General features: G+C 67.6%; 28 protein-coding genes. 18 read left to right on the forward strand and 10 right to left on the reverse strand.

The genetic code is table 11. The features are described 5' to 3' along the window. Window positions 1-6: 6 nt before the first annotated feature. The 9 genes from ccmI to ccmA are packed head-to-tail and all read right to left on the reverse strand — an operon-like array spanning window position 7 to window position 6,980. Entirely contained in the window at window positions 7-1,263 is a 1,257-nt protein-coding gene (ccmI, locus tag F9Z44_RS12590; RefSeq protein WP_159606635.1) for a c-type cytochrome biogenesis protein CcmI, read from the reverse strand. Continuing rightward, window positions 1,260-1,748, reverse strand: a complete 489-nt coding sequence (locus tag F9Z44_RS12595) for a cytochrome c-type biogenesis protein (RefSeq protein ID WP_159606637.1) — start codon at window positions 1,746-1,748, stop codon at window positions 1,260-1,262. Before F9Z44_RS12595 ends, ccmI begins: the two co-directional genes overlap by 4 nt. 4 nt (window positions 1,749-1,752) lie before the next feature. After that, window positions 1,753-2,277, reverse strand: coding sequence for a DsbE family thiol:disulfide interchange protein (locus F9Z44_RS12600; RefSeq protein WP_159606639.1), 525 nt, complete (start codon window positions 2,275-2,277; stop codon window positions 1,753-1,755). Beyond that, the gene (locus tag F9Z44_RS12605; RefSeq protein WP_159606641.1) at window positions 2,274-4,265 is read right to left on the reverse strand and encodes a heme lyase CcmF/NrfE family subunit; all 1,992 of its coding nucleotides are present in this window, start codon (window positions 4,263-4,265) and stop codon (window positions 2,274-2,276) included. Before F9Z44_RS12605 ends, F9Z44_RS12600 begins: the two co-directional genes overlap by 4 nt. Beyond that, the gene (ccmE, locus tag F9Z44_RS12610; RefSeq protein WP_159606643.1) at window positions 4,262-4,726 is read right to left on the reverse strand and encodes a cytochrome c maturation protein CcmE; all 465 of its coding nucleotides are present in this window, start codon (window positions 4,724-4,726) and stop codon (window positions 4,262-4,264) included. Before ccmE ends, F9Z44_RS12605 begins: the two co-directional genes overlap by 4 nt. Next, a complete protein-coding gene (gene ccmD / locus F9Z44_RS12615) occupies window positions 4,723-4,896 on the reverse strand; it encodes a heme exporter protein CcmD (RefSeq protein ID WP_159606645.1) in 174 nt (57 codons plus the stop codon). Before ccmD ends, ccmE begins: the two co-directional genes overlap by 4 nt. After that, entirely contained in the window at window positions 4,893-5,636 is a 744-nt protein-coding gene (gene ccmC / locus F9Z44_RS12620) for a heme ABC transporter permease CcmC (protein ID WP_159606647.1), read from the reverse strand. The genes ccmD and ccmC overlap by 4 nt, the downstream gene beginning before the upstream one ends. A 4-nt stretch (window positions 5,637-5,640) precedes the next feature. After that, a complete protein-coding gene (gene ccmB, locus F9Z44_RS12625; protein ID WP_159608699.1) occupies window positions 5,641-6,306 on the reverse strand; it encodes a heme exporter protein CcmB in 666 nt (221 codons plus the stop codon). A 50-nt stretch (window positions 6,307-6,356) separates the two neighbouring features. Continuing rightward, the gene (gene ccmA / locus F9Z44_RS12630) at window positions 6,357-6,980 is read right to left on the reverse strand and encodes a cytochrome c biogenesis heme-transporting ATPase CcmA (RefSeq protein ID WP_159606658.1); all 624 of its coding nucleotides are present in this window, start codon (window positions 6,978-6,980) and stop codon (window positions 6,357-6,359) included. A 291-nt stretch (window positions 6,981-7,271) separates the two neighbouring features. Here ccmA and F9Z44_RS12635 point away from each other — a divergent pair, with 291 nt between their 5' ends. The 17 genes from F9Z44_RS12635 (at window position 7,272) to F9Z44_RS12710 (ending at window position 22,378) form a co-directional block, all read left to right on the forward strand. Next, window positions 7,272-8,183, forward strand: a complete 912-nt coding sequence (locus F9Z44_RS12635) for a polyprenyl synthetase family protein (RefSeq protein ID WP_159606660.1) — start codon at window positions 7,272-7,274, stop codon at window positions 8,181-8,183. A gap of 12 nt (window positions 8,184-8,195) precedes the next feature. Further along, on the forward strand, window positions 8,196-9,413 hold the full coding sequence (locus F9Z44_RS12640; RefSeq protein ID WP_159606662.1) for a methyltransferase: 1,218 nt from the start codon (window positions 8,196-8,198) through the stop codon (window positions 9,411-9,413). A gap of 32 nt (window positions 9,414-9,445) precedes the next feature. After that, complete coding sequence (bchC, locus tag F9Z44_RS12645) at window positions 9,446-10,408, forward strand: chlorophyll synthesis pathway protein BchC (protein ID WP_159606664.1); 963 nt, start codon at window positions 9,446-9,448, stop codon at window positions 10,406-10,408. Then, on the forward strand, window positions 10,408-11,418 hold the full coding sequence (locus F9Z44_RS12650) for a chlorophyllide a reductase iron protein subunit X (RefSeq protein ID WP_069046188.1): 1,011 nt from the start codon (window positions 10,408-10,410) through the stop codon (window positions 11,416-11,418). Before bchC ends, F9Z44_RS12650 begins: the two co-directional genes overlap by 1 nt. A 4-nt stretch (window positions 11,419-11,422) precedes the next feature. Further along, entirely contained in the window at window positions 11,423-12,967 is a 1,545-nt protein-coding gene (gene bchY, locus F9Z44_RS12655; protein ID WP_159606666.1) for a chlorophyllide a reductase subunit Y, read from the forward strand. Then, complete coding sequence (gene bchZ, locus F9Z44_RS12660) at window positions 12,967-14,448, forward strand: chlorophyllide a reductase subunit Z (protein ID WP_159606668.1); 1,482 nt, start codon at window positions 12,967-12,969, stop codon at window positions 14,446-14,448. Before bchY ends, bchZ begins: the two co-directional genes overlap by 1 nt. Then, window positions 14,445-14,567, forward strand: a complete 123-nt coding sequence (locus F9Z44_RS23145; protein WP_268894190.1) for a hypothetical protein — start codon at window positions 14,445-14,447, stop codon at window positions 14,565-14,567. Before bchZ ends, F9Z44_RS23145 begins: the two co-directional genes overlap by 4 nt. Before the next feature lie 13 nt (window positions 14,568-14,580). Further along, entirely contained in the window at window positions 14,581-14,724 is a 144-nt protein-coding gene (pufB, locus tag F9Z44_RS12665) for a light-harvesting antenna LH1, beta subunit (RefSeq protein ID WP_069046185.1), read from the forward strand. A 36-nt stretch (window positions 14,725-14,760) separates the two neighbouring features. Beyond that, window positions 14,761-14,985: a hypothetical protein gene (locus F9Z44_RS12670; protein ID WP_159606670.1), complete on the forward strand. Its 225-nt coding sequence runs from the start codon at window positions 14,761-14,763 to the stop codon at window positions 14,983-14,985. A gap of 12 nt (window positions 14,986-14,997) precedes the next feature. Then, complete coding sequence (gene pufA, locus F9Z44_RS12675) at window positions 14,998-15,192, forward strand: light-harvesting antenna LH1, alpha subunit (RefSeq protein WP_159606672.1); 195 nt, start codon at window positions 14,998-15,000, stop codon at window positions 15,190-15,192. Window positions 15,193-15,307: 115 nt separating this feature from the next. Continuing rightward, window positions 15,308-16,132, forward strand: a complete 825-nt coding sequence (gene pufL / locus F9Z44_RS12680; RefSeq protein WP_159606674.1) for a photosynthetic reaction center subunit L — start codon at window positions 15,308-15,310, stop codon at window positions 16,130-16,132. Between the two features lie 29 nt (window positions 16,133-16,161). After that, entirely contained in the window at window positions 16,162-17,136 is a 975-nt protein-coding gene (gene pufM / locus F9Z44_RS12685) for a photosynthetic reaction center subunit M (RefSeq protein WP_201449957.1), read from the forward strand. Beyond that, on the forward strand, window positions 17,136-18,212 hold the full coding sequence (gene pufC, locus F9Z44_RS12690; protein ID WP_159606676.1) for a photosynthetic reaction center cytochrome PufC: 1,077 nt from the start codon (window positions 17,136-17,138) through the stop codon (window positions 18,210-18,212). Before pufM ends, pufC begins: the two co-directional genes overlap by 1 nt. A gap of 43 nt (window positions 18,213-18,255) precedes the next feature. After that, complete coding sequence (gene ispH, locus F9Z44_RS12695) at window positions 18,256-19,215, forward strand: 4-hydroxy-3-methylbut-2-enyl diphosphate reductase (protein ID WP_159606678.1); 960 nt, start codon at window positions 18,256-18,258, stop codon at window positions 19,213-19,215. Continuing rightward, window positions 19,208-19,990: a hypothetical protein gene (locus tag F9Z44_RS12700; protein ID WP_159606680.1), complete on the forward strand. Its 783-nt coding sequence runs from the start codon at window positions 19,208-19,210 to the stop codon at window positions 19,988-19,990. Before ispH ends, F9Z44_RS12700 begins: the two co-directional genes overlap by 8 nt. Continuing rightward, complete coding sequence (crtD, locus tag F9Z44_RS12705; RefSeq protein ID WP_159606682.1) at window positions 19,983-21,518, forward strand: 1-hydroxycarotenoid 3,4-desaturase CrtD; 1,536 nt, start codon at window positions 19,983-19,985, stop codon at window positions 21,516-21,518. Before F9Z44_RS12700 ends, crtD begins: the two co-directional genes overlap by 8 nt. A 38-nt stretch (window positions 21,519-21,556) precedes the next feature. Beyond that, window positions 21,557-22,378 carry a carotenoid 1,2-hydratase gene (locus tag F9Z44_RS12710; protein WP_236574116.1) on the forward strand — a complete coding sequence of 274 codons (822 nt, stop codon included), beginning with the start codon at window positions 21,557-21,559 and terminating at the stop codon, window positions 22,376-22,378. Window positions 22,379-22,383: 5 nt separating this feature from the next. Here F9Z44_RS12710 and F9Z44_RS12715 read toward each other — a convergent pair whose 3' ends face one another. Beyond that, on the reverse strand, window positions 22,384-23,262 hold the full coding sequence (locus F9Z44_RS12715) for an NUDIX hydrolase (protein ID WP_159606684.1): 879 nt from the start codon (window positions 23,260-23,262) through the stop codon (window positions 22,384-22,386). Between the two features lie 217 nt (window positions 23,263-23,479). On the opposite strand from F9Z44_RS12715, the gene F9Z44_RS12720 reads away from it, so the two are divergent. Further along, window positions 23,480-23,896 carry a DUF4148 domain-containing protein gene (locus F9Z44_RS12720; RefSeq protein WP_159606686.1) on the forward strand — a complete coding sequence of 139 codons (417 nt, stop codon included), beginning with the start codon at window positions 23,480-23,482 and terminating at the stop codon, window positions 23,894-23,896. The last annotated feature ends 13 nt before the right edge of the window (window positions 23,897-23,909 follow it).

A 23,909-nucleotide genomic window follows, 5' to 3' on the forward strand; every position in this document is an offset into this window, starting at 1 on the left:
GCCGGATCAAGGCACCACGCGGTCGATGCGGATCTGCAGTTGGGCGCTGTTGCTCGGCACCGGGCCGCTGCTGCCTTGCAGGTCGCCGCTTTGGGGCATGGCCTGCCCGCTACGGCTGATGCTCGCTTCCACCACCACCTGTTCGTGCATCGACAGCCGAAGCTCCGGCGCCATGGCCTGGCTGTCATCGAGGGCAAACGGCACGGGTCCGGCGGTGGCCGCCACGCGCACAACTGCCAGCGGCATGCGCGGACCTTGCACCGGTCGCGCGAACACGAACAAGGTGTCACCCGCCGCCAGCTTCGCTTGCAGCTCGGGTGCGATGGTGATCTGCCCCCGCACGCCGGGGTGGCTGGTGGCGGCCGGTGTCGGGTCGGCAGGTGCTGCTGCCTGGCGCACCGCGCCCGCCGGTTGCGAGGCGATGCCCGCGCGCGCCGCCTCCAGGCTGCTCTCCAGTCCTTGAGCAAACGGGCTGCCCGGTGCAGCGCGTTCGCGGGCGCGCTGCCAGAAGGACTCGGCCAGCACAAAGTCCTGGCGGCCGTAAGCGGCACTGCCGGCGAGCGCGAGCGCCTTGGGATGCGCGGGGTCGATCACCAGCGCCCGCATCACCAGCCGCATGGGTTCGCCCTCGGCGTTCTGGCCTTGCAGCAGCGAGAGCAGATCGGCCCGGTCGGCCAGCAGGTTGGGGTTGTCGGGCGTGAGCGCCAGGGCTCGCTGGTAAGCCCGGTCGGCATCGGCGTAACGCTGGCGGCTGGCGTGGGCGCGGGCCAACATCTCCCAGGCCGGCGCGTCCACGGCCTGGCCCGGGGGTTTGCTCTCCAGCTGCTGGGTCATCTGGCGCACCATGGCATCGAGGTCGTCGTTGGACACCTCGCCTTGTGCCTTGGCCAGCTCGGCTTCAAAGCGCACGGCATCGGGCTCGCCCAGGTGCGCGTACAGGCCAGCGGCCAGCACAGGCACGGCCACCAACAAGACGAGCGCGGTGGCGCGGCGCGGCGATGCCGGCCCGCTGCGCTCCGCCGAGGCCGACTCCTGCAGCACCCGCCGCGCCAGCTCGGTCTGCGCCTGCGTGTGCTCGGCGGGCGAGAGCAGGCCCGCGGCCAGCTCGGCGTCGAGCTGGGTGCGCTGCTCGCGCAGCAGCGCCAGGTTGGCCGGTGATGCCGGCTGGAGGTCCCGCGCGCCGTCCGGGCGCCACAGCGTCGACACCAGCGGCCACAGAGCCAGCGCCGTCAATGCCAGCGCAAGAACAATGAACACGGTCATGACGAACCTCCGGCTTCATCGAGCAGGCGCTGGGCGCGCTGCCCTTCTGCCAGGGTCAGAGGCATGGCATCGGCCTGGGGATCGCGTCGGCGGATGTGCATCAACAGCACCCCTGCAGCCACCAGCAACAACACGAACGGACCGACCCACAGCAGCACGGTGCTGAACTTGAGCGGCGGGCGGTAGAGCACGAAATCACCGTAGCGCTGCGCCATGAAGTCGAGAATCTGCGGCTGCGTGCGGCCCTGCGTGAGCTGCTCGCGGATCTGCTGGCGCAGGTCTTTGGCCAGGTCGGCCTGGGAGGCCGCGATGGTCTCGTTCTGGCACACCAGGCAGCGCAACTCTTCGGCGATCTTGAGCACGCGCGCTTCCAACGCCGGGTCGGCGGCCAGGGGCGTGGCCCTGGATGCTGGAGGCACCTGAGCAGTCAACCCGCCTGGCCCCAGTGCCCAGCACAACATCACGGTGATCAACACAACACGCATGGGTTCAGGCACCGAGCTGGTTCATCAGCGGCAGCAACTTCTCGCGCACCACCTCGGGCGTGACCGCCCCGGTGAACTTCAGGCGAATCACACCCTGCTTGTCGATCACGTAAGTCTCGGGCACGCCGTACACGCCAAAGTCCATTCCCACGCGGCCATCGGCATCGAACAAGGTGGTCTTGTAAGGGTTGCCGTGTTTGCCCAGCCAGCCCAGCGCCAGGTGGCGCTGGTCCTTGTAGTTCAGGCCGATCAGGGGCACGGCGCTGGTTTTGGCCAGGTCCATGAGCACCGGGTGTTCCTGCTGGCAGGCCACGCACCACGAGGCCCACACATTGAGCAGCCACACCTGGCCGCGCAGGTCTTCGGGCGCCACCGATGTGCCAGGAGCGGCCAGGGTGGGCAGCTTGAAGGCCGGCACCGGTTTGTCGATCAGCGGCGACGGCACGTCGCGCGGATTGAGCCGCAGCCCCACACCCAGAAAACCCAGCATCACCAGAAAGATGGCCAGTGGCCACAGGTAGCGCTTCATAGGCGCAGGCTCCTGGTCGCCATCACCGGCAGGGCGTTGCCCGGCGCGGCGGTGACGATCTTGCGAACGCGGTAGCGCCGGTCCAACACCGCCATCAGCCCACCGAGCGCCATCAGCAGGCAGCCGCCCCAGATCCAGTTGACCAGCGGCTTGTGGTGCAGGCGAACGCTCCACGCCGTCTCGCTCACCGGCTCGCCGAGCGCCACGTACACGTCGCGCATCACGCCACGGTCGATCGCCACTTCGGTCATGGCCATGCGGCTGACCATGTAGATGCGGCGCTCGGGGTGCAGCACGGCGATCGGCCGCCCTTCCTGGCTCACGCTGAGCGTGGCGCGGGCCGAGGTGTAGTTGGGGCCCTGCACCCTCTCCATGCTGTCCAGCCGGATGCTGTGCCCACCCACATCGGCTGTCTGGCCCACCTCCATGCGCACGTCGTTCTCGGTCTGGAAGCTGCTGACCGCCGTGACCCCTGCGATGAACACCGCCACGCCGAAGTGGGCCAGCAGCATGCCGAAGTAGCTGCCCGGCTGGGCGCGAAACGCGGCCCAAGCCGACGCGGGGTGCGCGCGCAGGCGCTGCACCAGGTTGAGCACCGCCGTGCTGGCGACCCACACCGCCAGCAGCAGGCCCAGGCCGGTCAGCGGAGTCCAGCGTTGCAGCACCAGCGGCGCGATCACCGCACTGGCCACGCTCACACCGGCGGCCCAGCGCAGCTGGTGCGCCAGATCACCCACCTTGGCCTGCCGCCAGCGCGCCAGCGGCCCCACGCCCATGAGGAACAGGGCAGGCGCTATCAGCGGCACGAACACCGCGTTGAAATACGGCGGGCCGACCGAGAGCTTGCCCATGCCGAGCGCGTCGATCACCAGCGGGTAGAGCGTGCCCAGCAACACGGCGGCCGCGGCCACCACCAGCAGCACGTTGTTGGCCAGCAGCAGGCTCTCACGCGAGAGCATCTCGAACGGTCCACCGCCCCCCACCTTGGGGCCGCGCCAGGCAAACAGCGTGAGCGAGCCGCCCACCACCAGCGTGAAGAACACCAGGATGAAAACACCCCGCGCCGGGTCAGTGGCAAACGCGTGCACCGAACTCAGCACGCCCGAACGAACAATGAAAGTGCCCAGCAGCGAAAGCGAAAACGCGAGGATGGCCAGCAGCGCGGTCCACAGCTTGAAGCCGCCGCGTTTCTCGGTGACCGAGAGCGAATGGATCAGCGCCGTGCCCACCAGCCACGGCATGAAGGACGCGTTTTCCACCGGGTCCCAGAACCACCAGCCGCCCCAGCCGAGTTCGTAATAAGCCCAGAAGCTGCCCAGTGCGATGCCCACCGTGAGGAAGCACCAGGCCATGGTGGTCCAGGGGCGCGACCAGTGCGCCCAGGCCGCGTCCACACGCCCGGCCAGCAGGGCCGACACGGCAAATGCGAAGGCCACCACAAACCCCACGTAGCCCATGTAGAGCATGGGCGGGTGGATCGCCATGCCCAGGTCTTGCAGCAGGGGGTTGAGGTCCTTGCCGTCCAGCGGCACGGGGTACAGCCGCTCGAACGGGTTGGAGGTGAGCAGCGTGAAGAGCAGGAAGCCCACGCTGATGAGGCCCATGACGCCGAGCACCCGCGCGAGCATGGGTTCGTCCAGTTGCTGCGAGAACTGCGCCACTGCTAGCGTCCAGCCCGCCAGGATCAGCGTCCACAGCAGGATGGAGCCTTCGTGGTTGCCCCACACCGCGGTGATGCGGTAGATGAGTGGCGAGGCCGAGTGCGAGTTTTCAGCCGCCAGCAACACCGAAAAATCGCTGGTGACGAACGCATGGGTGAGACAGGCAAACGCCACCAGCAGCAGCCCGAACTGCGCGCGCGCCGCCGGGCGCGCCAGCGCCATCCAGCTGGCGCGGCCCTGGTGCGCGCCCACCAGCGGAAACACGCTTTGCACCAGCGCCATCACCAGCGCGAGCACGGTGGCGAAATGGCCGATCTCTGCAATCATGGTTGGGCTCCTGCAGGCAACACCAGCGAGCCCTGCCCCGCGCGGGCTTTGGCCACCGCATCGGCCGCTTCGGGGGCCATGTAGTTCTCGTCGTGCTTGGCCAGCACCTGGTCGGCGCGAAACACACCGTCCGCCCCCAGCTTGCCCTGCGCCACCACGCCTTTGCCTTCCTGGAACAGGTCGGGCAGCAGGCCGGTGTAGGTGACGGGAATGCTCCTGGCCGTGTCGGTCACCATGAAGCGGATGGTCAGCCCCTTCGGCTCACGCACCACGCTGCCCTGCTCCACCAGGCCACCCACGCGAAAGCTGCGCTCCTTCGGCGCTTCGTTGGCCATCACCTGCGTGGGGCTGAAGAAAAACACCAGGTTGCTGTTGAAGGCGTTGAGCACCAGCGCGGTGGCCGCACCCAGCGTGACCAGCCCCACGGCAAGTGCCGCCAGTCGGCGGTTGCGCGGCTTCATGCCACGGGCTCCTCGGTGGCACGCTCATCGCCCACCTCCTGCGCCAGCATTCGGCGGCGAAAGCGGATCACCATCAGCTCGGCCACCACCACCGCTGCGCACATGCCCAACGACCCCCACACGTACAGGCCGTAGCCGCCCATCGCCAGGAGCTCACCCAGTGTGTTCATGCAAGGCCTTCCAGTGCCTGCCGCGCCCAGGGGGCGTGGCGCTCACGTTCCAGCATGATCAAGCGCACCCGGGCCAGGGCCACCGCGATGCAATACATCCAGCAGGCCAGCGCCATCACCAGCATGCCCAGCAACATCGGCGTGGCCATGCTCGGTGCCTTGGTGATGCTCACCGAAGCCCCCTGGTGCAGCGTGTTCCACCACTGCACCGAGAAATAGATGATGGGCAGGTTGACCACGCCCACGATGGCCAGCAGGCCGGCGGCGCGGTCGGCTCGGCGCGTGTCGTCAATGGCGCTGTGCAGCGCCATGAAGCCGATGTAGAGGAAGAGCAGCACCAGCTCGGAGGTGAGCCGCGCGTCCCACACCCACCAGGCGCCCCAGGTGGGCTTGCCCCAGAGCGCGCCGGTCCACAGCGCGAGAAAGGTCATGAGAGCGCCGGTGGGCGCCAGGGCCGTGGCCATCATGGACGACAGGCGCGAGTTGAACACCAGGCCAATGCCGGCCCATAGGGCCATGGCGAGGTACACCACCATCGACATCCAGGCCGTGGGCACGTGCACGAAGATGATGCGGTAGGCCTCGCCCTGCTGCGCATCGGTGGGCGCCACCCACAGGCCGAGGTACAAGCCGGCGGCGGTGAGCACCACGGCCAGCGCGCCGAACCACGGCACCAGCTGGCCGGCCAGCGGGTAGAAGCGCTGCGGCGCTGCGTAGTGGAACCAGTTGATCGAACTCATCGGCTCACTCCATCGAGATGCGCAAGGCAGCGCTGGTCACCAGCGGCGCGGCAAACAGGCTCAGCAGCAGCAAGGCGCCGAGCAAGGAAAAATGGCCGCCCACACCCAGCCCGGCGTTGTGCGCTTCCACCGCGCCCGCGCCAAAGATCAGCACCGGGATCACCAGCGGCAGCGTCAGCAGCGACATCAGCACCCCGCCACCGCGCAGGCCCAGCGTGAGCGCCGCACCGATCGAGCCCACCAGGCTGAGCACGGGCGAGCCCACCAGCAAGGTGAGCAAGAGCACACCGGTGCTCGATGCCGAGAGGTCGAACTGCAGCGCCAGCAGGGGCGACACCAGCACCAGCAGCAGCACCGAGCCGCACCAGTGCGCGCAGGTCTTGCCCAGCACCAACAGGGGCAGCGGGTGCGTGGAGAGCAGCAGTTGTTCGAGCGTGCCGTCCTGCAAATCGTCGGCAAACAGACGCGCCAGCGGCAACGTGCAGGCCAGTAGCGCGGCCACCCACACCACACCGGGCGCCATGGTGCGCAGCAGCGCGGGCTCGGGCCCCACGCCGAGCGGAAACAGGCTCACCACCATCACGAAAAACACCACCGCGGCCAGCGAATCGGTGCGCCGGCGCAGGGCAATGCGCAGGTCGCGCTGGAAGACGCAGACGAAACCCTCCAGCCAGCCCTGCGGCGCGGCGGGTGTGGCGACATGGGTGGCCACGTGGGTGTTCACAGGCTGAGCACCTGGTGCGGCGTGTCGTCCAGCGCCACGCCCTGGTGGCTGGTGAGCACCACCGAGCCGCCACGCAGCAGTTGCCCGCGGATCAGGCCTTCGAGCCAGGCGGTGGCGTTGGTGTCCAGCGCATTGAAGGGCTCGTCGAGCACCCACAGCGGTGCCGAGCGCGCCAGCACCAGCCGGGCCAGGCCGCAGCGGCGGCGCTGGCCTTGGGAGAGCCTGCGCGCGGGCGTGCGCTCGAAGCCGCGCAGGCCCGCATCCGTCAACGCCTGCAGCGCGGCAGCACGGCTGGCGGGCTGGCCGCCCAGGGTGCAGGCAGTCAGCAGGTTGTCCAGCGGCGACAGATCGTCCTTGAGCGCGGCGGCGTGGCCCAGGTACACCAGCTCGCGGCCCCAGCGCTCGCGCTGCGAAGCCAGTGGCTGGCCGCGCCACAACACCTGGCCTTCGGTGGGGCTGAGCAGGCCACACATCAGGCGCAGCAGGCTGGTCTTGCCCGCGCCGTTGGCCCCGGACACCCGCAGCAACTGGCCCCCGGGCAACTGCAGGTTCAGGCCGCTGAAGAGGGTACGCCCCCCGCGCACACAGCTCACCTGGCTCAGGGCCAGCGCATCGCTCATGGGCGGACTTTCGTGCGGAATGTCGGGTGCTTCACCGTTGTGTCTCGAAAATCGAATGTCAACTTGTCGTGACACTTATAGCACCAGACGTTTTGTCGAACAAACCGGAAAAACCCATGTCGGGCATGGGCTTCGAGCGGTTTCAGATGCCTGGGCAGCCCCTCCGGGCGGCGCGACTTTTTGTGTGCGCTGCACAAGAGAAGACCCTTTGACATTCTCATGTGTCATGTTAGATTGACATTTATGAATGTCACATATTGATGACATTCCGACCATGGTCAAGGGGCTCTCATGGACATGATGTATCGCATACAAGCCGCGCTGGATCACGAGCTGAGCCAGGCCAGCAGCCCCAGTGCCCCGCCCCGTCTGATGGCCGCCATGCGCCACGCCGTGTTCCCCGGCGGCGCCCGCATCCGCCCACAGCTCTGCCTGGCCGTGGCCAGCGCCTGCGGCGAAGACGCCCCCGCCCTCACCAACGCCGCCGCTATGGCTATCGAGCTGCTGCACTGCGCCTCGCTGGTGCACGACGACATGCCCTGCTTCGACGACGCCGACACACGCCGCGGCCAGCCCACCGTGCACAAGGTGTATGGCGAGCCGCTGGCCCTGCTCACGGGTGATGCGCTGATCGTCATGGCCTACCAGGTGCTGGCCCGCACGGGTGCCCTGCACCCCAGTCGCCTGGCCGGGCTGATCGAGACCGTGTGCATCGGCACCGGCGCGCCCGACGGCATCGTGGCCGGCCAGGCCTGGGAGTGTGAAAACCGGGTCGACCTGGGCCAGTACCAGCGGGCCAAGACCGGCGCCCTGTTCGTGGCCTCCACCTGTGCCGGCGCGCAGGCCGCCGGCGCCGACCCCGAAGGCTGGCGCGCCCTGGGCGAGTGCCTGGGCGAGGCCTACCAGGTGGCCGACGACATCCGCGACGTGCTGATGCAGGCCGACGAACTGGGCAAGCCCGCCGGGCAGGACGCACAGCACGGCCGCCCCAGCGCCGCGGCCGACCTCGGCCTGGTCGGTGCCATCGACCATTTCCACGGCCTCATGCAGGCCGCCATCGACTCGGTGCCCGCCTGCCAGAGCCGCCGCGCCATGCGCCAGCTGGTGCTGCACGAATCGCGCCGCTTGATCCCGCAAAGCACCTGCGACCGCATCGAGCGCGAGCGCACGCCCGACCACCCCGCCGTGCGCCTGGCCGCCTGACGCCACAGCACCATGGACGCCCTGGACGCCCTCAAGCCGCTGTCGGACGGACCACCACCGTCCGTGCGCGATCGCCTGGCCAGCCGCATCGACCAGTGGATGACCAGCCCCGCGCTCAACCGCTGGGCCAGCGGCAGCGTGTTCACCCGCTGGCTGGTGCGCCGCCGCTCGGCGCAGCTGTTCGATCTCATGGCCGGCTTCGTGCACTCGCAGGTGCTGCTGGCCTGCGTTCGCCTCAAGCTGTTCGAGCACGTGCTGCAAGCCCCGCGCACCGCCGACGAACTGGCCACGCTGTGCAGAGTGCCCACCGCCCAGCTCGCCCGCCTGCTCGACTCGGCCGTGGCCCTGCACCTGCTGGAGCCGCGCGGCGCGGGCCGCTACGGCCTGGGCACCCTGGGCGCGCCGGTGGTGGCGCACGCCGGCATCCGCGACATGATCGAACACAACGCCGTGCTCTTTGATGACATGCGCGACCCGCTGGCCCTGCTGCGCGACCCGAACGCAGCGCGCATGCACGCTTACTGGCCCTACACCGAAGATCCGACGGGCCGGCCGCAAGCGCCAGCACCCAGCGAACAGTTCGCCCGCTACTCGGCGCTCATGGCCACCTCGCAACGCTTCGTGATCGAGGAGCTGCTGGGCTCGTACCCGTTTGCCGAACACCGCGTGGTGCTCGACGTGGGTGGTGGCATGGGCGGCTGGGTGAGTGCGCTGGCACAGCGCCACCCCCACCTGCAACTGCACCTGTTCGACCTGCCCCCGGTGGCAGCACTCGCCGCCGAGAACGTGCAACGCCAGGGTTTGGGCGACCGCATCAGCACCCATGGCGGCAGCTTCACCCAAGACGCCCTGCCGCGCGGCGCCGACCTGGTGACGCTGGTTCGCGTGGCCCACGACCATCCGGATGGCGATGTGCGGGTCGTGCTGCGCGCCATCTTCGATGCGCTGCCCCTGGGTGGTGCGCTGCTGCTGGCCGAACCCATGGCCCAGGCCGGTGGTGCGCCCGAGCCCAGCGATCCGTATTTCCACTTTTATCTGATGGCCATGGGGTCCGGCCGTCTGCGCACGCCGGCCGAGCTGACGGCCCTCATGGCCGAGGCCGGCTTCACCCACATCGAGCGTGTGCCCAACCCGATGCCCCTGCACGCCCAGCTGCTGGTCGGCCGCAAGGCACACGACGACCGTAGGGGTTTACCCGGCAAGACCGGGAATAGTGTCAATTTATCTTGACACTTTGCTGTGTCACTTCTTTAATACAAATCATGCAAGCCCAAGCCATCGTTTTCCAGAGTCCGTGCAACCTCTCGGTCAGGACGCTGGAACTTCGTGGCCTGACCGACGGCGACCTGGAGGTCGAAATCGAGTACAGCGGCATCAGCACCGGCACCGAACGGCTGCTGTGGGACGGCAGCATGCCCCCCTTCCCCGGCATGGGCTACCCGCTGGTGCCCGGCTATGAAACCGTGGGCCGCGTGGTGCGCACCCAGGGCGAATGTGGCCACGGACAGGCGCGCATCCAGACCGGTGACCAGGTCTTCGTGCCGGGCTCCTACAGCTTCGAGGGCGTGCACAACCTCTTTGGTGGCGCCGGCTCGCGCCTGGTGGTCTCACACGACCGCGTGGTCAAGCTGCACAACGACATGGGTTCGCAGATGGTGCTGCTGGCCCTGGCGGCCACCGCCTACCACTCGGTCACCTTCGGCGGCAGCCGCGCGCCAGCCACACCGCCCGATCTGATCATCGGCCACGGCGTCATGGGCCGCCTCCTGGCCCGCTTGACGGTGGCTGCCGGCGCACCCGCCCCCGTGGTGTGGGAAACGCAGGCCGCGCGCCGCGTCGGCGCCGAAGGCTACAGCGTCATCAGCCCCGAGGAAGACACCCGCAAGGACTACCGCGCGATCTACGACGTCAGCGGGGATGCCGACATCCTGAACAAAGTGATTCCCCGACTGGCCAAGGGCGGCGAGGTGGTGCTGGCCGGCTTCTACAAAAAAGACATCTCGTTTGCCTTCGCCCCGGCCTTCATGCGCGAAGCGCAGATCCGCGCCGCCGCCGAATGGAAACGCGCCGACCTCGTGGCCGTGACGCAGCTCGTGCAGACCGGGCGCCTGAACCTGGACGGCCTGATCACCCACACCGAAACCCCGGCCCGCGCAAGCGACGCCTACGCGGCCGCCTTCGGCGATCCGCAGTGTTTGAAGATGGTCCTGGACTGGAGAAACTGATGAACGCAATCCCCGTCAACCAAGTGCAGTCCGCGAAGTTCATGGACCAGCTTCGCGCCGAAGCCGCCATGGAACCCGCACCGGTGCACACCGGTGAGGTGAAGAAGGAAACCCAGATCATCGCGATCTACGGCAAGGGCGGCATCGGCAAGAGTTTCACCCTGGCCAACCTCAGCTACATGATGGCCCAGCAGGGCAAGAAGGTGCTGCTGATCGGGTGTGACCCCAAGAGCGACACCACCAGCCTGCTCTTTGGTGGCCGGGCTTGCCCCACCATCATCGAAACCTCGTCGAAGAAGAAGCTTGCCGGTGAAGCGGTGGCCATCGGCGATGTCTGCTTCAAACGCGACGGCGTCTACGCCATGGAACTCGGCGGCCCCGAGGTGGGTCGCGGCTGCGGCGGCCGCGGCATCATCCACGGCTTCGAGCTGCTGGAAAAACTCGGCTTCCACGAGTGGGGTTTCGACTACGTGCTGCTCGACTTCCTGGGCGACGTGGTGTGTGGTGGGTTCGGATTGCCGATCGCCCGCGACATGTGCCAGAAGGTCATCGTGGTGGCGTCGAACGACCTGCAGTCGCTCTACGTCGCCAACAACGTCTGCAGCGCGGTGGAGTACTTCCGCAAGCTCGGCGGCAACGTCGGCGTGGCCGGCATGGTGATCAACCGCGACGACGGCACCGGCGAGGCGATGAACTTCGCTGAAGCGGTCGGCATCCCGGTGCTCTCGGTGATCCCGGCCGACGACGACATCCGCCGCAAGAGCGCCAGCTACGAAATCATCGGCCGCCCCGAATCGGTGTGGGGCCCCATGTTTGCCCAGCTCGCCGAAAACGTGGGCAACTCCACCCCCATGCGCCCCAAGCCCATGACGCAGGATGAACTGCTGGGCCTGTTCTCCGCCTCGGCCGTGGGCCGCGACGTAGTGCTGGAGCCCGCCACCCAGTTCGACATGTGCGGCAAGACCGACACCAGCAAGCCCACCCTGGAAGTTGTGTACGACGAGGTCTGAAGTCATGACCGGCACCACCATCCCCATCATCCCCGCGAAGGCCACCACCGCCATCGAAGGCGATGGCATGGGTTGCCACGCCGGCGGCGAGACGCTGCTGGCCGCGGCCAAGTCGGCCGGCAAGAGCGAGATCCTGGCGCAGTACGCCGCCGACTACCCCAAGCGCGAGAACGCCGGCCCGCACGACCAGCCGCAAAGCATGTGCCCGGCCTTCGGTTCGCTGCGCGTGGGCCTGCGCATGCGCCGCACCGCCACCATCCTCAGCGGCTCGGCCTGCTGCGTGTACGGCCTGACCTTCACCAGCCACTTTTATGGTGCGCGCCGCAGCGTGGGCTACGTGCCCTTCAACAGCGAATCGCTGGTGACCGGCAAGCTGTTCGAGGACATCAGCGAAGCGGTGCACGCCCAGGCGGACCCTGAGAAGCTGGACGCCATCGTCATCATCAACCTGTGTGTGCCCACCGCCAGTGGTGTGCCGCTGCAGATCCTGCCCAAGGCCATCAACGGCGTGCGCATCATCGGCATCGACGTGCCCGGCTTCGGCGTGCCCACGCACGCGGAAGCCAAGGACGTGCTGACCGGCGCCATGCTCAAGTACGCCCGCAGCGAAATCATGGCCGGCCCGGTGCCTGCCCCTCGCCAGGCACGCAGCGACAAGCCCACCATCACGCTGCTGGGCGAAATGTTCCCCGCCGACCCGATGCTGATCGCGCAAATGATCGCGCCCATGGGTCTGGCGGTCGGCACCGTGGCCCCCACCCGCGAATGGCGCGAGCTGTACAGCGCGCTCGACAGCGTGGCCGTGGCCGCCATCCACCCGTTCTACACGGCGAGCATCCGCGAGTTCGAAGCCGCTGGCCGCACGGTGGTGGGCTCGGCCCCGGTGGGTGTGGACGGCACGCACGACTGGCTGGGCGCCATCGGCCAGGCCACCGGTGTGGCGCAGGCGCAGATCGACGCGGCGCGCAACGCCACGCTGGGTGCGATCCGCGGCGTGTTGTCTCAACAGAAGATCAACGGCCGCATCACGCTCAGCGGCTACGAAGGCTCCGAGCTGCTGGTGGGCCGCCTGCTGGTGGAATGCGGTGCCGATCTGCGCTACGTGGGCTCGGCCTGCCCGGCCACACCGTGGAATGCGCATGACGCCGAATGGCTCAAGTCCAAGGGCGTGCAGGTGCAGTTCCGCGCATCGCTCGAAAACGACCTGGATGCCATGCGCGAGTACCAGCCGCAACTGGCCATCGGCACCACGCCCGTGGTGCAAGCGGCCAAGGAAGCCAGCATCCCGTCGCTGTACTACACCAACCTGATTTCTGCCCGCCCGCTGATGGGCGTGGCCGGTGCCGGCTCGCTGATCCAGGTGATCAACGCCGCCATTGGCAACCAGCACCGCTTCGACCAGATGAAGGACTTCTTCGGCAGCGTGGGCAACGGCGACAGGGCCGGTGTGTGGGAAGACGTGCCGAAAGATTTTCCGGACTTCCGCAAGGAACAGCGCCGCCAGCTGGACAAGCAGGCGAAGAAGCGCAAAGCCGAGGAGATGGGCTGATGCTGGTACTCGACCACGATCGCGCTGGCGGCTACTGGGGCGCCGTCTATGTGTTCACCGCCATCAAGGGCCTGCAGGTGGTCATTGACGGCCCGGTGGGCTGCGAAAACCTCCCCGTCACATCGGTGCTGCACTACACCGACGCGCTGCCTCCTCATGAACTCCCCATCGTGGTGACGGGTCTGGCCGAAGAGCAGCTCGGCCGCGAAGGCACCGAAGGCTCGATGAAGCGCGCGCACGCGGTGCTCGACCCCGAACTGCCGGCGGTGGTGGTCACCGGCTCGATTGCCGAGATGATCGGTGGCGGCGTGACGCCCGAGGGCACCAACCTCATGCGCTTCCTGCCGCGCACCATCGACGAAGACCAGTGGCAGTGCGCCAACCGCGCGATGTTCTGGCTCTGGAGCGAGTTCGGCATGAAGAAGGTGCCGGCCCGCAAGCCCTTTGCCGAGCGCCCCGCCGGCGAGAAGCCACGGGTCAACATCATCGGCCCGAGCTACGGCACCTTCAACAGCCCCAGCGATCTGGCCGAGATCCGCCGCCTGGTGCAAGGCATTGGCGCCGACATCAACATGGTGTTCCCGCTGGGCAGCCACCTCTCTGAGGTGTCGCGCCTGGTCGAGGCCGACGTGAACATCTGCATGTACCGCGAGTTCGGCCGCATGCTCTGCGAAGCGCTGGACCGCCCGTATCTGCAAGCCCCCATCGGCCTGCACAGCACCACCAAATTCCTGCGCACGCTCGGCGAGCTGCTGGACCTGGACCCGGAGCCCTTCATCGAGCGCGAGAAGCACACCACCATCAAACCGGTGTGGGACCTGTGGCGCAGCGTCACCCAAGACTTCTTCGCCACCGCGAGCTTCGCGGTGGTGGCCGGTGAAACGTATGCACGTGGCCTCCAGCACTTCCTGGAAACCGAAATGGGCATGCCCTGCCGCTTCGCGGTCTCGCGCAAGGCGGGTGAAAAAACCGACAACGCTGCGGTGCGTGAACTGGTGAGAACGAAGATGCCGCTGATCCTGTTTGGCAGCTACAACGAGCGCATGTACCTCGCCGAGGCCGGCAGCCAGGGACCGATGAAGGCGACCTACATCCCCGCATCGTTCCCCGGCGCCATCATCCGCCGCCACACCGGCACACCCTTCATGGGCTATAGCGGCGCCACCTACCTGATTCAAGAGGTGTGCAACGCGCTGTTTGACGCGCTGTTCCACATCCTGCCGCTGGGCACCGACATGGACAAGGTCGACCCCACGCTGGCGCGCGGCGACGTTGCCGGCCTCTCGACCCCCTGGGACGACAAGGCCCAGGCCCGGCTGCATGCACTCGTTTCCAACCAGCCGGTGCTGGTGCAGATTTCGGCCGCCAAGCGGCTGCGCGACGAGGCCGAGCGCCAGGCGCGCGAGAGCGGAGAAACCGCAGTCAATGAAACGCATGTGAACACCGCCGGCCACTCGATGGGCCTGGGAGCGATCGCATGACCACCAGAACACTCTTCGGCTCGGGCGCTCTCGCCCGGTCCACCTCACGTTGCGGCATGTCGCTGCAGCTGCCCACGGTGCGCGGGCTGGGCGCATTGATGGCCTCACGGCCAACTTGAAAAGGAGCATCCCATGTCGACACGGACATCTGTTTCCGGCTTGACGGACGATGAAGCTCAGGAGTTCCACCAGTACTACATCCAAGGCTTCATTGGGTTCACGGCCATCGCCGTTGTCGCCCACTTGCTGGTGTGGTTCTGGCGGCCCTGGCTCTGACCCAGAAGGCCTTTTTGTCGTGAAAGGAAAACTGCCATGAGCGATCTGTCTTATGAAGCCCATAAGCCTTCCCTGAGCGGAGACAAGCTTTCGTTTGTCCTGATCTTTGCGCCGTGCTTCCTGCTGTTGCTGTCGCTTGCCGTGCTGGGCCAACTGGTCGGCATGCACTGGCAGTTCTGGCTGCCTGGCGCGGAGCACAAGACCAGCATCTTCTCGGGCGTGCATGCCGCGGTCTACACCTTCATGTCTCACATCATTTAAGGAGTTCACATCATGTGGAGAATTTGGCGCCTTTTCGATCCTGTCCGCACCATGGTGGCGCAGGGCGTTTTTCTGTTCGCCGTGGCCGTGATGATTCACCTCATCCTGCTCAGCACGAACAAGTTCAACTGGCTGGACGGCCCCAAGGCAGGTCCGGCAAAGACGGCACAGACCATGCCGGCGGCCACGCCCGCAGTGAAGTCCTGACTTCACTCGAGGTGTGCAGGTGCTGAAACTGGCATGGGCCAGTGCAGCATCTGCTCCCCTCCCTCATTTGCATTGACGTCCAAGTCCACACCACCTGAGACAGGAGGGCCGCACCATGGCCATGCTCAACTTTGAAAAGAAATACCGGGTTCGAGGCGGAACACTGGTTGGCGGCGACCTGTTCGATTTCTGGGTGGGTCCGTTCTACGTCGGCTTCTTTGGTGTCACAACGCTGTTCTTCGCGTTTCTCGGCACCGCCATGATTCTCTGGGGCGCTTCACAAGGCCCGACCTGGAATCTCTGGCAGATCAGCATCGCCCCCCCCGACCTGTCCTACGGCCTGCGCTTCGCGCCGCTGATGGAAGGCGGCCTGTGGCAGCTCATCACCGTGTGCGCCCTCGGCTCGTTTGTCTCGTGGGCGCTGCGTGAGGTGGAGATCTGCCGCAAGCTGGGCATGGGTTACCACGTGCCCTTCGCCTTCAGCGTGGCCATCCTGGCCTACTTCACCCTGGTGGTGATCCGCCCGGTGCTGCTGGGCGCCTGGGGGCACGGCTTCCCCTACGGCATCTTCAGCCACCTCGACTGGGTGTCCAACGTGGGCTACCAGTACCTGCACTTCCACTACAACCCGGCCCACATGCTGGCGGTGAGCTTCTTCTTCGCCACCACCTTCGCGCTGTCGCTGCATGGCTCGCTGATCCTCTCGGCCACCAACCCGGCGGCGGGTGAAAAGGTCAAGTCGCCCGAGCACGAGGACACCTTCTTCCGCGACACCATCGGCTACTCCATCGGCACGCTGGGCATCCACCGCCTGGGCTTGTTCCTGGCACTGGCCGCCGTGCTGTTCAGCGCCCTGTGCATCGTGATCAGCGGGCCGTTCTGGAGCCGTGGCTGGCCCGAGTGGTGGGGCTGGTGGCTGAACCTGCCGATCTGGTCCTGAGCGTCTCTGAACAAGAACAGGAGCACACCATGCAATACCAAAACCTCTTCACCACGGTGCAGGCCGTGGGACCGGTGCACCACGGCGTCGAGCTCGGCCACGGGCAGGACCCCCGCATCGGCGACAAGCCCTTCATCTTCCATTTGCTCGGCCGCCTGGGCAACGCGCAGATCGGTCCCATCTACCTCGGTGCCCTGGGGGTGGCCGCGCTGTTCTTCGGCGTGCTGGCCATCAACATCATGGGCATGAACATGCTGGCCTCGGTCAACTACGACCCGATCCAGTTCGTGCGCCAGCTGTTCTGGCTCTCGCTGGAGCCGCCAGCGGCCGGCGCAGGCCTGGGCCTGGCACCGCTGAACGAGGGCGGGTGGTGGCAGATCGCGGGCCTGTTCCTGACCGTCTCGGTGTTGCTGTGGTGGGCCCGCACCTACCGCCGTGCGCGCGCCCTGGGCATGGGCACCCATGTGGCCTGGGCCTTCGCCGCGGCCATCTGGCTGTTTCTCGTGCTCGGCCTGATCCGCCCGGTGCTCATGGGTTCGTGGAGCGAGGCCGTGCCCTTCGGCATCTTCCCCCACCTCGACTGGACCGCCGCGTTCTCGCTGCGCTACGGCAACCTGTTCTACAACCCGTTCCACGCGCTCTCGATCGCCTTCCTGTACGGCTCCACGCTGCTGTTTGCCATGCACGGCGCCACCATCCTGGCGGTGAGCCGCTTCGGGGGTGAACGCGAGATCGAGCAGATCGTCGACCGGGGCACGGCCAGCGAGCGCGCAGCCCTGTTCTGGAGGTGGACCATGGGCTTCAACGCCACGATGGAGTCCATCCACCGCTGGGCCTGGTGGTTCGCCGTGCTGTGCCCGCTGGTGGGCGGCATCGGCATCCTGCTGACCGGCACGGTGGTGGACAACTGGTACCTCTGGGCGATCAAGCACGGCGTGGCACCGCCCTACCCCGATGTGTTCCCCGCCGTGATGGACCCGGCACTCGCACCAGGAGCCAAGTGATGAACACCTCCTTCTTCCAAAAACGGCTCTGGCTGGGCGTGCTGGCCCTGGGATCGCTCGTGCTGCTCAGCGGCTGCGAGCGCCCACCCAAGGAGACCGTGCAACACGGCTACCGCGGCACCGGCATGGTCCAGGTCTACAACCCGCGCATCCAGGCCGATGTGTTCGACGCCAACCAGGTGCCCGCCGCGCAACCAGCGGCCAGCCCCGACGGTCCCAAGGCCGGTGCGATCTACCAGAACGTGAAGGTGCTGGGCGATCTCAGCGTGGGTGAGTTCACCCGCCTCATGGTCAACATGACGGCCTGGGTGGCGCCCGAGCAGGGTTGCAACTACTGCCACAACGGCGCCAATTTCGCCGACGACAGCCTCTACACCAAGGTGGTGGCCCGGCGCATGGTGCAGATGACGCAGCACATCAACACCGACTGGAAAACCCACGTGGCCGAGACCGGCGTGACCTGCTACACCTGCCACCGCGGCAACCCGGTGCCCAAGGAGATCTGGTTCACCGCCGACAGCCAGCCCCACGGCTCCAACTTCATGGGCAACAAGACCGGGCAGAACACGCCCGCAGCCAGCGTGAAGCTGGCTTCGCTGCCCTACGACCCGTTCACGTCCTACCTGCTGAAAGACGAGCCGATCCGCGTGAATGGCGCCAAGGCACTGCCCACCCAGGGAGTCCAGGGCGAGAGCATCCAGCGCACCGAGAAGACCTATGCGCTCATGACGCACATGTCGGCCTCGCTGGGGGTGAACTGCACCTACTGCCACAACACGCAGAACTTCGCCAAGTGGGACGGCGCACCGCCCCAGCGTGTGACGGCCTACCACGGCATCCGCATGGCGCGTGACCTGAACCTGGCCTACATGGAGCCACTGACCGATGTGTTCCCGAGCAACCGCAAGGGCGAGCTCGGCGATGTGCCCAAGCTGAACTGCGCCACCTGCCACCAGGGGGCATTCAAACCCCTGCTGGGTGCGCCGATGCTCAAGGACCACCCCGAGCTCGCGGCCTACCGGCCGTATGCGGCGGCACCGGCAGCAGCTCCGGCGGCCGAAGCGCCGAAACAGTGACCGGCGCGCCGGCAGCGTCCACGCACACCAGCCGGGGTCAGCGATGCAGATTGTCCTGACCCAGCCGCGTGGATTCTGTGCCGGCGTGCGGCGCGCCATCGACATCGTCGAGCGTGCGCTCAGCCTGCACGGCACCCCGGTGTACGTGTTCCACGAGATCGTCCACAACCAATGGGTGGTGGACGATCTTCGCTCAAAGGGCGCCGTGTTCGTCAACGACCTGGCCGAGGTGCCCAGCGGTGCGGTGCTGGTGTTCTCGGCCCACGGTGTGTCCAGCGCGGTGGTGGATCAGGCCGCGCGCCAGGGCCTGCACACGATTGACGCCACCTGCCCGCTGGTGAGCAAGGTACACCAGCAGGCTCAGCGCTTCGTGCGCCAGGGCCACACGCTGCTGATGATCGGACACGCCGGGCACGAAGAGGTGGTGGGCACCATGGGCCAGGTGAACACCGCCGTGCACCTGGTGAGCGAGGTGGCCGATGTGCACAAGCTCGACATTCCCCCACACACCCCGCTGGCCTATGTGACCCAGACCACCCTGAGCCTGGACGACACGCGCGAGATCATCGCGGCGCTCAAGGCGCGCTTTCCCCGCATCGTCGGCCCCGACCTGGAAGGCATCTGCTACGCCACCCAGAACCGCCAGATTGCCGTGCGCCGCCTCGCCGCCCAGGTCGACATGGTGCTGGTGGTGGGCGCGCGCAACAGCTCCAACTCCAACCGGCTGCGCGAAGTGGCCGAGCGCAGCGGCGTGCCCGCGCACCTGGTGCAGGACGAAAACGACCTGAGGGCCGAATGGCTGCAGAGCGCGCCGCGCGTGGGCTTGACAGCCGGCGCGTCCACGCCCGAGCTGCTGGTGCAACGGGTGGTGAGCGCGCTGCAGGCCCAGGCCAGCGCCGCGCCGCTGCAGATCGTGCATCTGGCCGGAGCGCGCGAAGACGTCACCTTCCGCTTGCCGCCCGAACTCGGCGCCCCCCGCCTTCCGATGGCCCGCCATGGCTGAGACCGCACCCGATGTGGTCACGCTCTCGGGGGTGGTGGTGGTGGTGCTCGTGAACTACCTGCGCGAACACCAGGCCTGGGGCTGGATGCGCATGGTGCAGGGCTCCGCGTCCCTCAAGGGCGTGCCGGGCGTGTGCTTCGCCAAGGTCATGGGCAGTGGCCACGGCGGTGGTTTCAGCATCCGCCCGAGCGCGAGCCACCAGGGTTTGATCGTGATGTTCGACCACGCCGACCAGGCCGAGGCGTTTCTGGCTGGCCCGATCGTGCAGTCCTACCGCCAGCGCGCTGCGCAGTTCTGGAGTGGCGTGATGGAGGTGCTCTCCTCGCGCGGCCAGTGGGACGGCGAAGCCTGGGGCCCGACACCGGCCACCCACCTCAAGCCCGATCACGCGGTGCACGACGACGCGGGTGCGGCGCGGCCGCTGGCCGTGATCACGCGCGCCAGCATCCGCCCGGCCAAGGCCATGGCCTTCTGGCGCAACGCACCGGCCACCCAGGCGGCCATGCAGTCGGCCGCTGGCTGCACGCTGGCCATGGGCCTGGGCGAGGCACCGCTGGTGCGCCAGTGCACCTTCAGCCTCTGGAAAGACACGCCCTCCATGCTCGACTACGCGCACCAGGGCGCACACCAGGCCGCCATTGAAGCGGCCTACCGGCACAACTATTTTTCCGAATCGATGTTCGTGCGCATGCGCCTGCTGGAACACCACGGCCACTGGATCGCGCCCAACGCCATGAACACATCCGAGCCGGTCGACGGGCAAGCCCATGGCTGAGCACAAGGTGGTCGTCATCGGCGCCGGCATGGGTGGTCTGGTGGCGGCGTTGCAACTGGCGCAGTGGGGGCTGGACGTGACCGTGGTCGAGGCCGCGGCCACCCCCGGCGGCAAGGTGCGCCAGCTGGTGGTGGACGGTGCCGCCATCGACAGTGGTCCCACCGTGTTCACCATGCGCTGGGTGTTCGACCAGATCCTTGAGTCGGTGGGCACGACGCTTGAAGCGGAGCTGCGCATCCGGGCGTTGCCGGTGCTGGCGCGGCACGCCTGGGACGATGGTTCGTCGCTGGACCTGTTTGCCGACCCGACCCGCTCGTTCGACGCGGTGGCGCAGTTCGCTGGCCTGGCGGAGGCGAAGCGTTTTCAGGGTTTCTGCGCGCAAGCAAAAGCCGCTTACCGGGCGCTCGAAGGCCCCTACATCCGCAGCGCCTCGCCCAGCCTGCTGGGCATGTCGATGGGCCTGGGCCTGCGCGGCCTGGCCACGCTCGCAGCACTCGGCCCCACACGCAGCCTGTGGCACAGCCTGGGCCGGCATTTCACCGACCCGCGCCTGCGCCAGCTCTTCGCCCGCTACGCCACCTACACGGGATCGTCTCCCTGGGAAGCCCCGGCCACGCTGATGCTGATCGCGCAGGTGGAGCTCGACGGGGTGTGGGCCATTGACGGCGGGATGCACGCGCTGGCGCGCTGCCTGGAGCGCCTGGCGCGCGAGCGTGGCGCTGCGTTCCGTTACCAGAGCCCCTGCGAACGCATCGACGTCAAGAACGGCCGCGTGAGGGGTGTGCTGCTGGCCAGTGGCGAAACCCTGCGCGCCGACAGCGTGGTTTTCAACGGCGACGTGGCCGCGCTGCGCACCGGCCTGCTCGGTCACGCCGCGCGCCATGCCGTGAAACCCAAGGCGCCGCCGCGCTCGCTGTCGGCCATCACGTGGTCCATTCACGCGCGCACCAGCGGTCTTGCGCTGGACCGCCACAACGTGTTCTTCCGCAACGACTACGCCAGCGAGTTCAACGACATCTTCCAACACGGTGAACTGCCGAAACAACCCACGGTGTACGTGTGCGCCCAGGACCGCGGCACCGACCTGCCCGCGCCCGCTGGCCGCGAGCGACTGCTGTGCCTGGTCAATGCGCCGGCCGCCGGGGATCTTCAAACCACCACACCCGAGGCGATCGAACAATGCGAGAACTCCAGCTTTGCCCTGCTGCGCCGCTGTGGACTTCGGATCGAGAGCGCCGAGCCCCCGTCGATGCGCACCACCCCGGCGGAATTTCACCGCCTCTTCCCGGCCACGGGGGGCGCCCTCTACGGGCAGGCGACCCACGGCTGGACCTCGGCCTTCGCGCGCTCCAGCGCCAGCACACCGGTCACGGGTCTTTTCCTGGCGGGGGGGAGCGTCCACCCGGGCCCGGGGGTCCCGATGGCGGCTCTTTCGGGCCAGCTGGCGGCCGCGGCCGTGATGGCCAGCCCCGCTTTGACCAGCTGGTCCCCTCGGGTGGCTACCTCTGGTGGTACGTCGATGCGCTGAGCGACGACGGCCGGTTCGGTCTGTCCATCATCGCGTTCGTGGGCAGCGTGTTCTCGCCCTACTACGCCTGGGCGCGCAAACGCGGCCCCACCCAGCCCGACAACTTCTGCGCGCTCAACGTGGCGCTCTACAGCGCCGGCGCGCGCCGCTGGTCCATGACCGAACGCGGCGCCGCGCACAACCAGCGCGACTCCAACCATTTCAAGATCGGTCCCAGCCAGCTCGAATGGCATGGCAATGCCCTGACCATGCACATCGATGAGGTGGGTGTGCCCATCCCCAGGCGCATCCGCGGCACGGTGACGCTGCGCACGGACCAGCTGTTCAACTTCAGCACCACGCTGGACGCCTCGGGTCGCCACCGCTGGGGGCCGATCGCGCCGCACGCCCGCGTGCAGGTGAAACTGCAGCACCCCGAACAGCGCTGGAGCGGCCACGCTTACCTGGACAGCAACGAAGGGGACGAGCCGGTGGAAAACGCGTTCACCGAATGGGACTGGTCGCGCAGTGCCATGCGCGACGGCAGCACCGCCGTGCTCTACGACGTGGAGCCGGGCAAAGCAAACGGCCGACTGCTCGCGCTGCGTTTCGGGCGCCACGGCAGCGTGCAGCCGTTTGAAGCACCACCGCAGCAGGCACTGCCCCGCACCGCATGGCGCATCGAGCGCCGCATGCGCAGCGACTCCAGCGTGCTCGTGACCCAGCAGCTGGAAGACACGCCGTTCTACCAGCGCGCCATGCTCAAGAGCACCCTGCTCGGCGAGAGCGTGATGAGCTTTCACGAGACGCTGCACGTGCCCCGTCTGGTCTCGCCGCTGGTGCAGGCCATGCTGCCCTGGCGCATGCCGCGACGGGGCTGAAGACGCTACCCCAGCAAAGCCGCCAACCCGCCCTCGGCCTCGAAGCGCTGGTTGCGGTAGGTCAGCCGGGTGGGGCCAGACCACACGCGCTGCGCGATGCTGTGCGCCGGATCGCCTGGGTAGCAGATCACGCGCACGCCGTCCTGGTCGAACGGCTCGGGCTCGATCAGCGCAGGTGGGCGGCTGCGCGCCGTTGCCATCACCTCGGCAGCGCTGCGCAGGTGGCTGAGGTGGCTCAGGCTCATGATCTGCGGCGGCGCCAGATCGATCTCGCCCGCCCAGCAGCGCTCCAGCCCCAGGCGCGGCGCCAGCCACACGGCTTCGGTGGCCTCGAAGGTGCAATGCTCGGCCTCTTGCCCCAGCGGCGCGGCAGCCACGAAGAAGCGCGTGTCAAAGCGCTTGTTGGTCACCGAGGGCACGCGCGGCGTGACCCAGCGCGACCAGGGCAGCACGCTGGCCGTGGACACCGGGCAACCGAGTTGATGCAGGGCGTCAGCAAAGCCGGTGCCCGCGGCGGTGAGCTCGCGCACACGCTGCACGAGGTCTGTGCGATGCACCTGGCCCAGCAGCAGGCCGCATTCTTCAAACGTTTCGCGCAGGGCCGCCACATGCAGGCCCAGGGCGGTGTCGGCGTCCAGCCCGGGCTCGTTCAAACCCAGAGCGCAATCGTGTGGCGAGCGGTCGAGTGAGGTTGGGTCCACCTGGCGGTCGGCGGCATCGAGCTTGCCACCGGGAAACACATGCACACCGCCGAGCACACCCGAGTTGCCGTGCCGGCGCACCAGCAGCACCTCCAGCCCGGTGGGTCCGTCGCGCACCACCATGACGGTGGCCGAGGGCACGGGCGGTGTGTGAACGGTGTCTGAATTGATCGTGAGGGCCATGCACGGATTGTCGGCGAGGGTCCGCCCAACGGCTGTCGCGGCGGGTGCCGCCATGAAGGCCCGGATCGCACCGCGTGCCTCCGCGGGTTAACCCACCTTAAGAAAGTGTTCTTTTGCGGGCGATGTTGAATCCAATCGCGAACTTGCCTCGTATCCAGTGTGTCCCGCTCGAAAAGCCAGGCCCTCTGGCTCCTTCCAACCCCTTCAAGGATCTCTCATGAAAAACACCCGCACTTCCGTCATCGCCCTCGCCCTGTTTGCAATCAGCGCCGGTTCGACATTCGCCGCCGACATGGCCCCCAAGACCCGCGACCAGGTGCGCGCCGAACTGGTGCAAGCCCAGCGCGACGGCACCCTGATCGCTGACGGTCAGACCGGCGCCACCTTCCGCGATGTGTTCCCGGGCAGCTACATGCAGCCTGCGGTGACCAGCACCACCACGCGCGAACAGGTGCGCGCCGACCTGATCCAAGCCCGGCGCGACGGCACCCTGATCGCCGACGGCCAGACCGGCGCCACCTTCCGTGACCTGTCTCCCCAGCGCTACCCCACGAACAACATGCAGGCCATGGGTGTCAACAACGGAACGACCGTGGGCATGGGCCAGAGCAGCAGCGCGATGAAGTCGAACTGATCGACCGGGTTGC

The organism is Hydrogenophaga sp. PBL-H3, from assembly GCF_010104355.1.
Lineage (GTDB): Bacteria > Pseudomonadota > Gammaproteobacteria > Burkholderiales > Burkholderiaceae_C > Hydrogenophaga.

Coding starts and splice junctions, on each gene's coding strand:
- ccmI (WP_159606635.1), bottom strand. CDS start 1,263: ATGACCGTGTTCATTGTTCTTGCGCTGGCATTGACGGCGCTGGCTCTG.
- F9Z44_RS12595 (WP_159606637.1), bottom strand. CDS start 1,748: ATGCGTGTTGTGTTGATCACCGTGATGTTGTGCTGGGCACTGGGGCCA.
- F9Z44_RS12600 (WP_159606639.1), bottom strand. CDS start 2,277: ATGAAGCGCTACCTGTGGCCACTGGCCATCTTTCTGGTGATGCTGGGT.
- F9Z44_RS12605 (WP_159606641.1), bottom strand. CDS start 4,265: ATGATTGCAGAGATCGGCCATTTCGCCACCGTGCTCGCGCTGGTGATG.
- ccmE (WP_159606643.1), bottom strand. CDS start 4,726: ATGAAGCCGCGCAACCGCCGACTGGCGGCACTTGCCGTGGGGCTGGTC.
- ccmD (WP_159606645.1), bottom strand. CDS start 4,896: ATGAACACACTGGGTGAGCTCCTGGCGATGGGCGGCTACGGCCTGTAC.
- ccmC (WP_159606647.1), bottom strand. CDS start 5,636: ATGAGTTCGATCAACTGGTTCCACTACGCAGCGCCGCAGCGCTTCTAC.
- ccmA (WP_159606658.1), bottom strand. CDS start 6,980: ATGAGCGATGCGCTGGCCCTGAGCCAGGTGAGCTGTGTGCGCGGGGGG.
- F9Z44_RS12635 (WP_159606660.1), top strand. CDS start 7,272: ATGGACATGATGTATCGCATACAAGCCGCGCTGGATCACGAGCTGAGC.
- F9Z44_RS12640 (WP_159606662.1), top strand. CDS start 8,196: ATGGACGCCCTGGACGCCCTCAAGCCGCTGTCGGACGGACCACCACCG.
- bchC (WP_159606664.1), top strand. CDS start 9,446: ATGCAAGCCCAAGCCATCGTTTTCCAGAGTCCGTGCAACCTCTCGGTC.
- F9Z44_RS12650 (WP_069046188.1), top strand. CDS start 10,408: ATGAACGCAATCCCCGTCAACCAAGTGCAGTCCGCGAAGTTCATGGAC.
- bchY (WP_159606666.1), top strand. CDS start 11,423: ATGACCGGCACCACCATCCCCATCATCCCCGCGAAGGCCACCACCGCC.
- bchZ (WP_159606668.1), top strand. CDS start 12,967: ATGCTGGTACTCGACCACGATCGCGCTGGCGGCTACTGGGGCGCCGTC.
- F9Z44_RS23145 (WP_268894190.1), top strand. CDS start 14,445: ATGACCACCAGAACACTCTTCGGCTCGGGCGCTCTCGCCCGGTCCACC.
- pufB (WP_069046185.1), top strand. CDS start 14,581: ATGTCGACACGGACATCTGTTTCCGGCTTGACGGACGATGAAGCTCAG.
- F9Z44_RS12670 (WP_159606670.1), top strand. CDS start 14,761: ATGAGCGATCTGTCTTATGAAGCCCATAAGCCTTCCCTGAGCGGAGAC.
- pufA (WP_159606672.1), top strand. CDS start 14,998: ATGTGGAGAATTTGGCGCCTTTTCGATCCTGTCCGCACCATGGTGGCG.
- pufL (WP_159606674.1), top strand. CDS start 15,308: ATGGCCATGCTCAACTTTGAAAAGAAATACCGGGTTCGAGGCGGAACA.
- pufM (WP_201449957.1), top strand. CDS start 16,162: ATGCAATACCAAAACCTCTTCACCACGGTGCAGGCCGTGGGACCGGTG.
- pufC (WP_159606676.1), top strand. CDS start 17,136: ATGAACACCTCCTTCTTCCAAAAACGGCTCTGGCTGGGCGTGCTGGCC.
- ispH (WP_159606678.1), top strand. CDS start 18,256: ATGCAGATTGTCCTGACCCAGCCGCGTGGATTCTGTGCCGGCGTGCGG.
- F9Z44_RS12700 (WP_159606680.1), top strand. CDS start 19,208: ATGGCTGAGACCGCACCCGATGTGGTCACGCTCTCGGGGGTGGTGGTG.
- crtD (WP_159606682.1), top strand. CDS start 19,983: ATGGCTGAGCACAAGGTGGTCGTCATCGGCGCCGGCATGGGTGGTCTG.
- F9Z44_RS12715 (WP_159606684.1), bottom strand. CDS start 23,262: ATGGCCCTCACGATCAATTCAGACACCGTTCACACACCGCCCGTGCCC.
- F9Z44_RS12720 (WP_159606686.1), top strand. CDS start 23,480: ATGAAAAACACCCGCACTTCCGTCATCGCCCTCGCCCTGTTTGCAATC.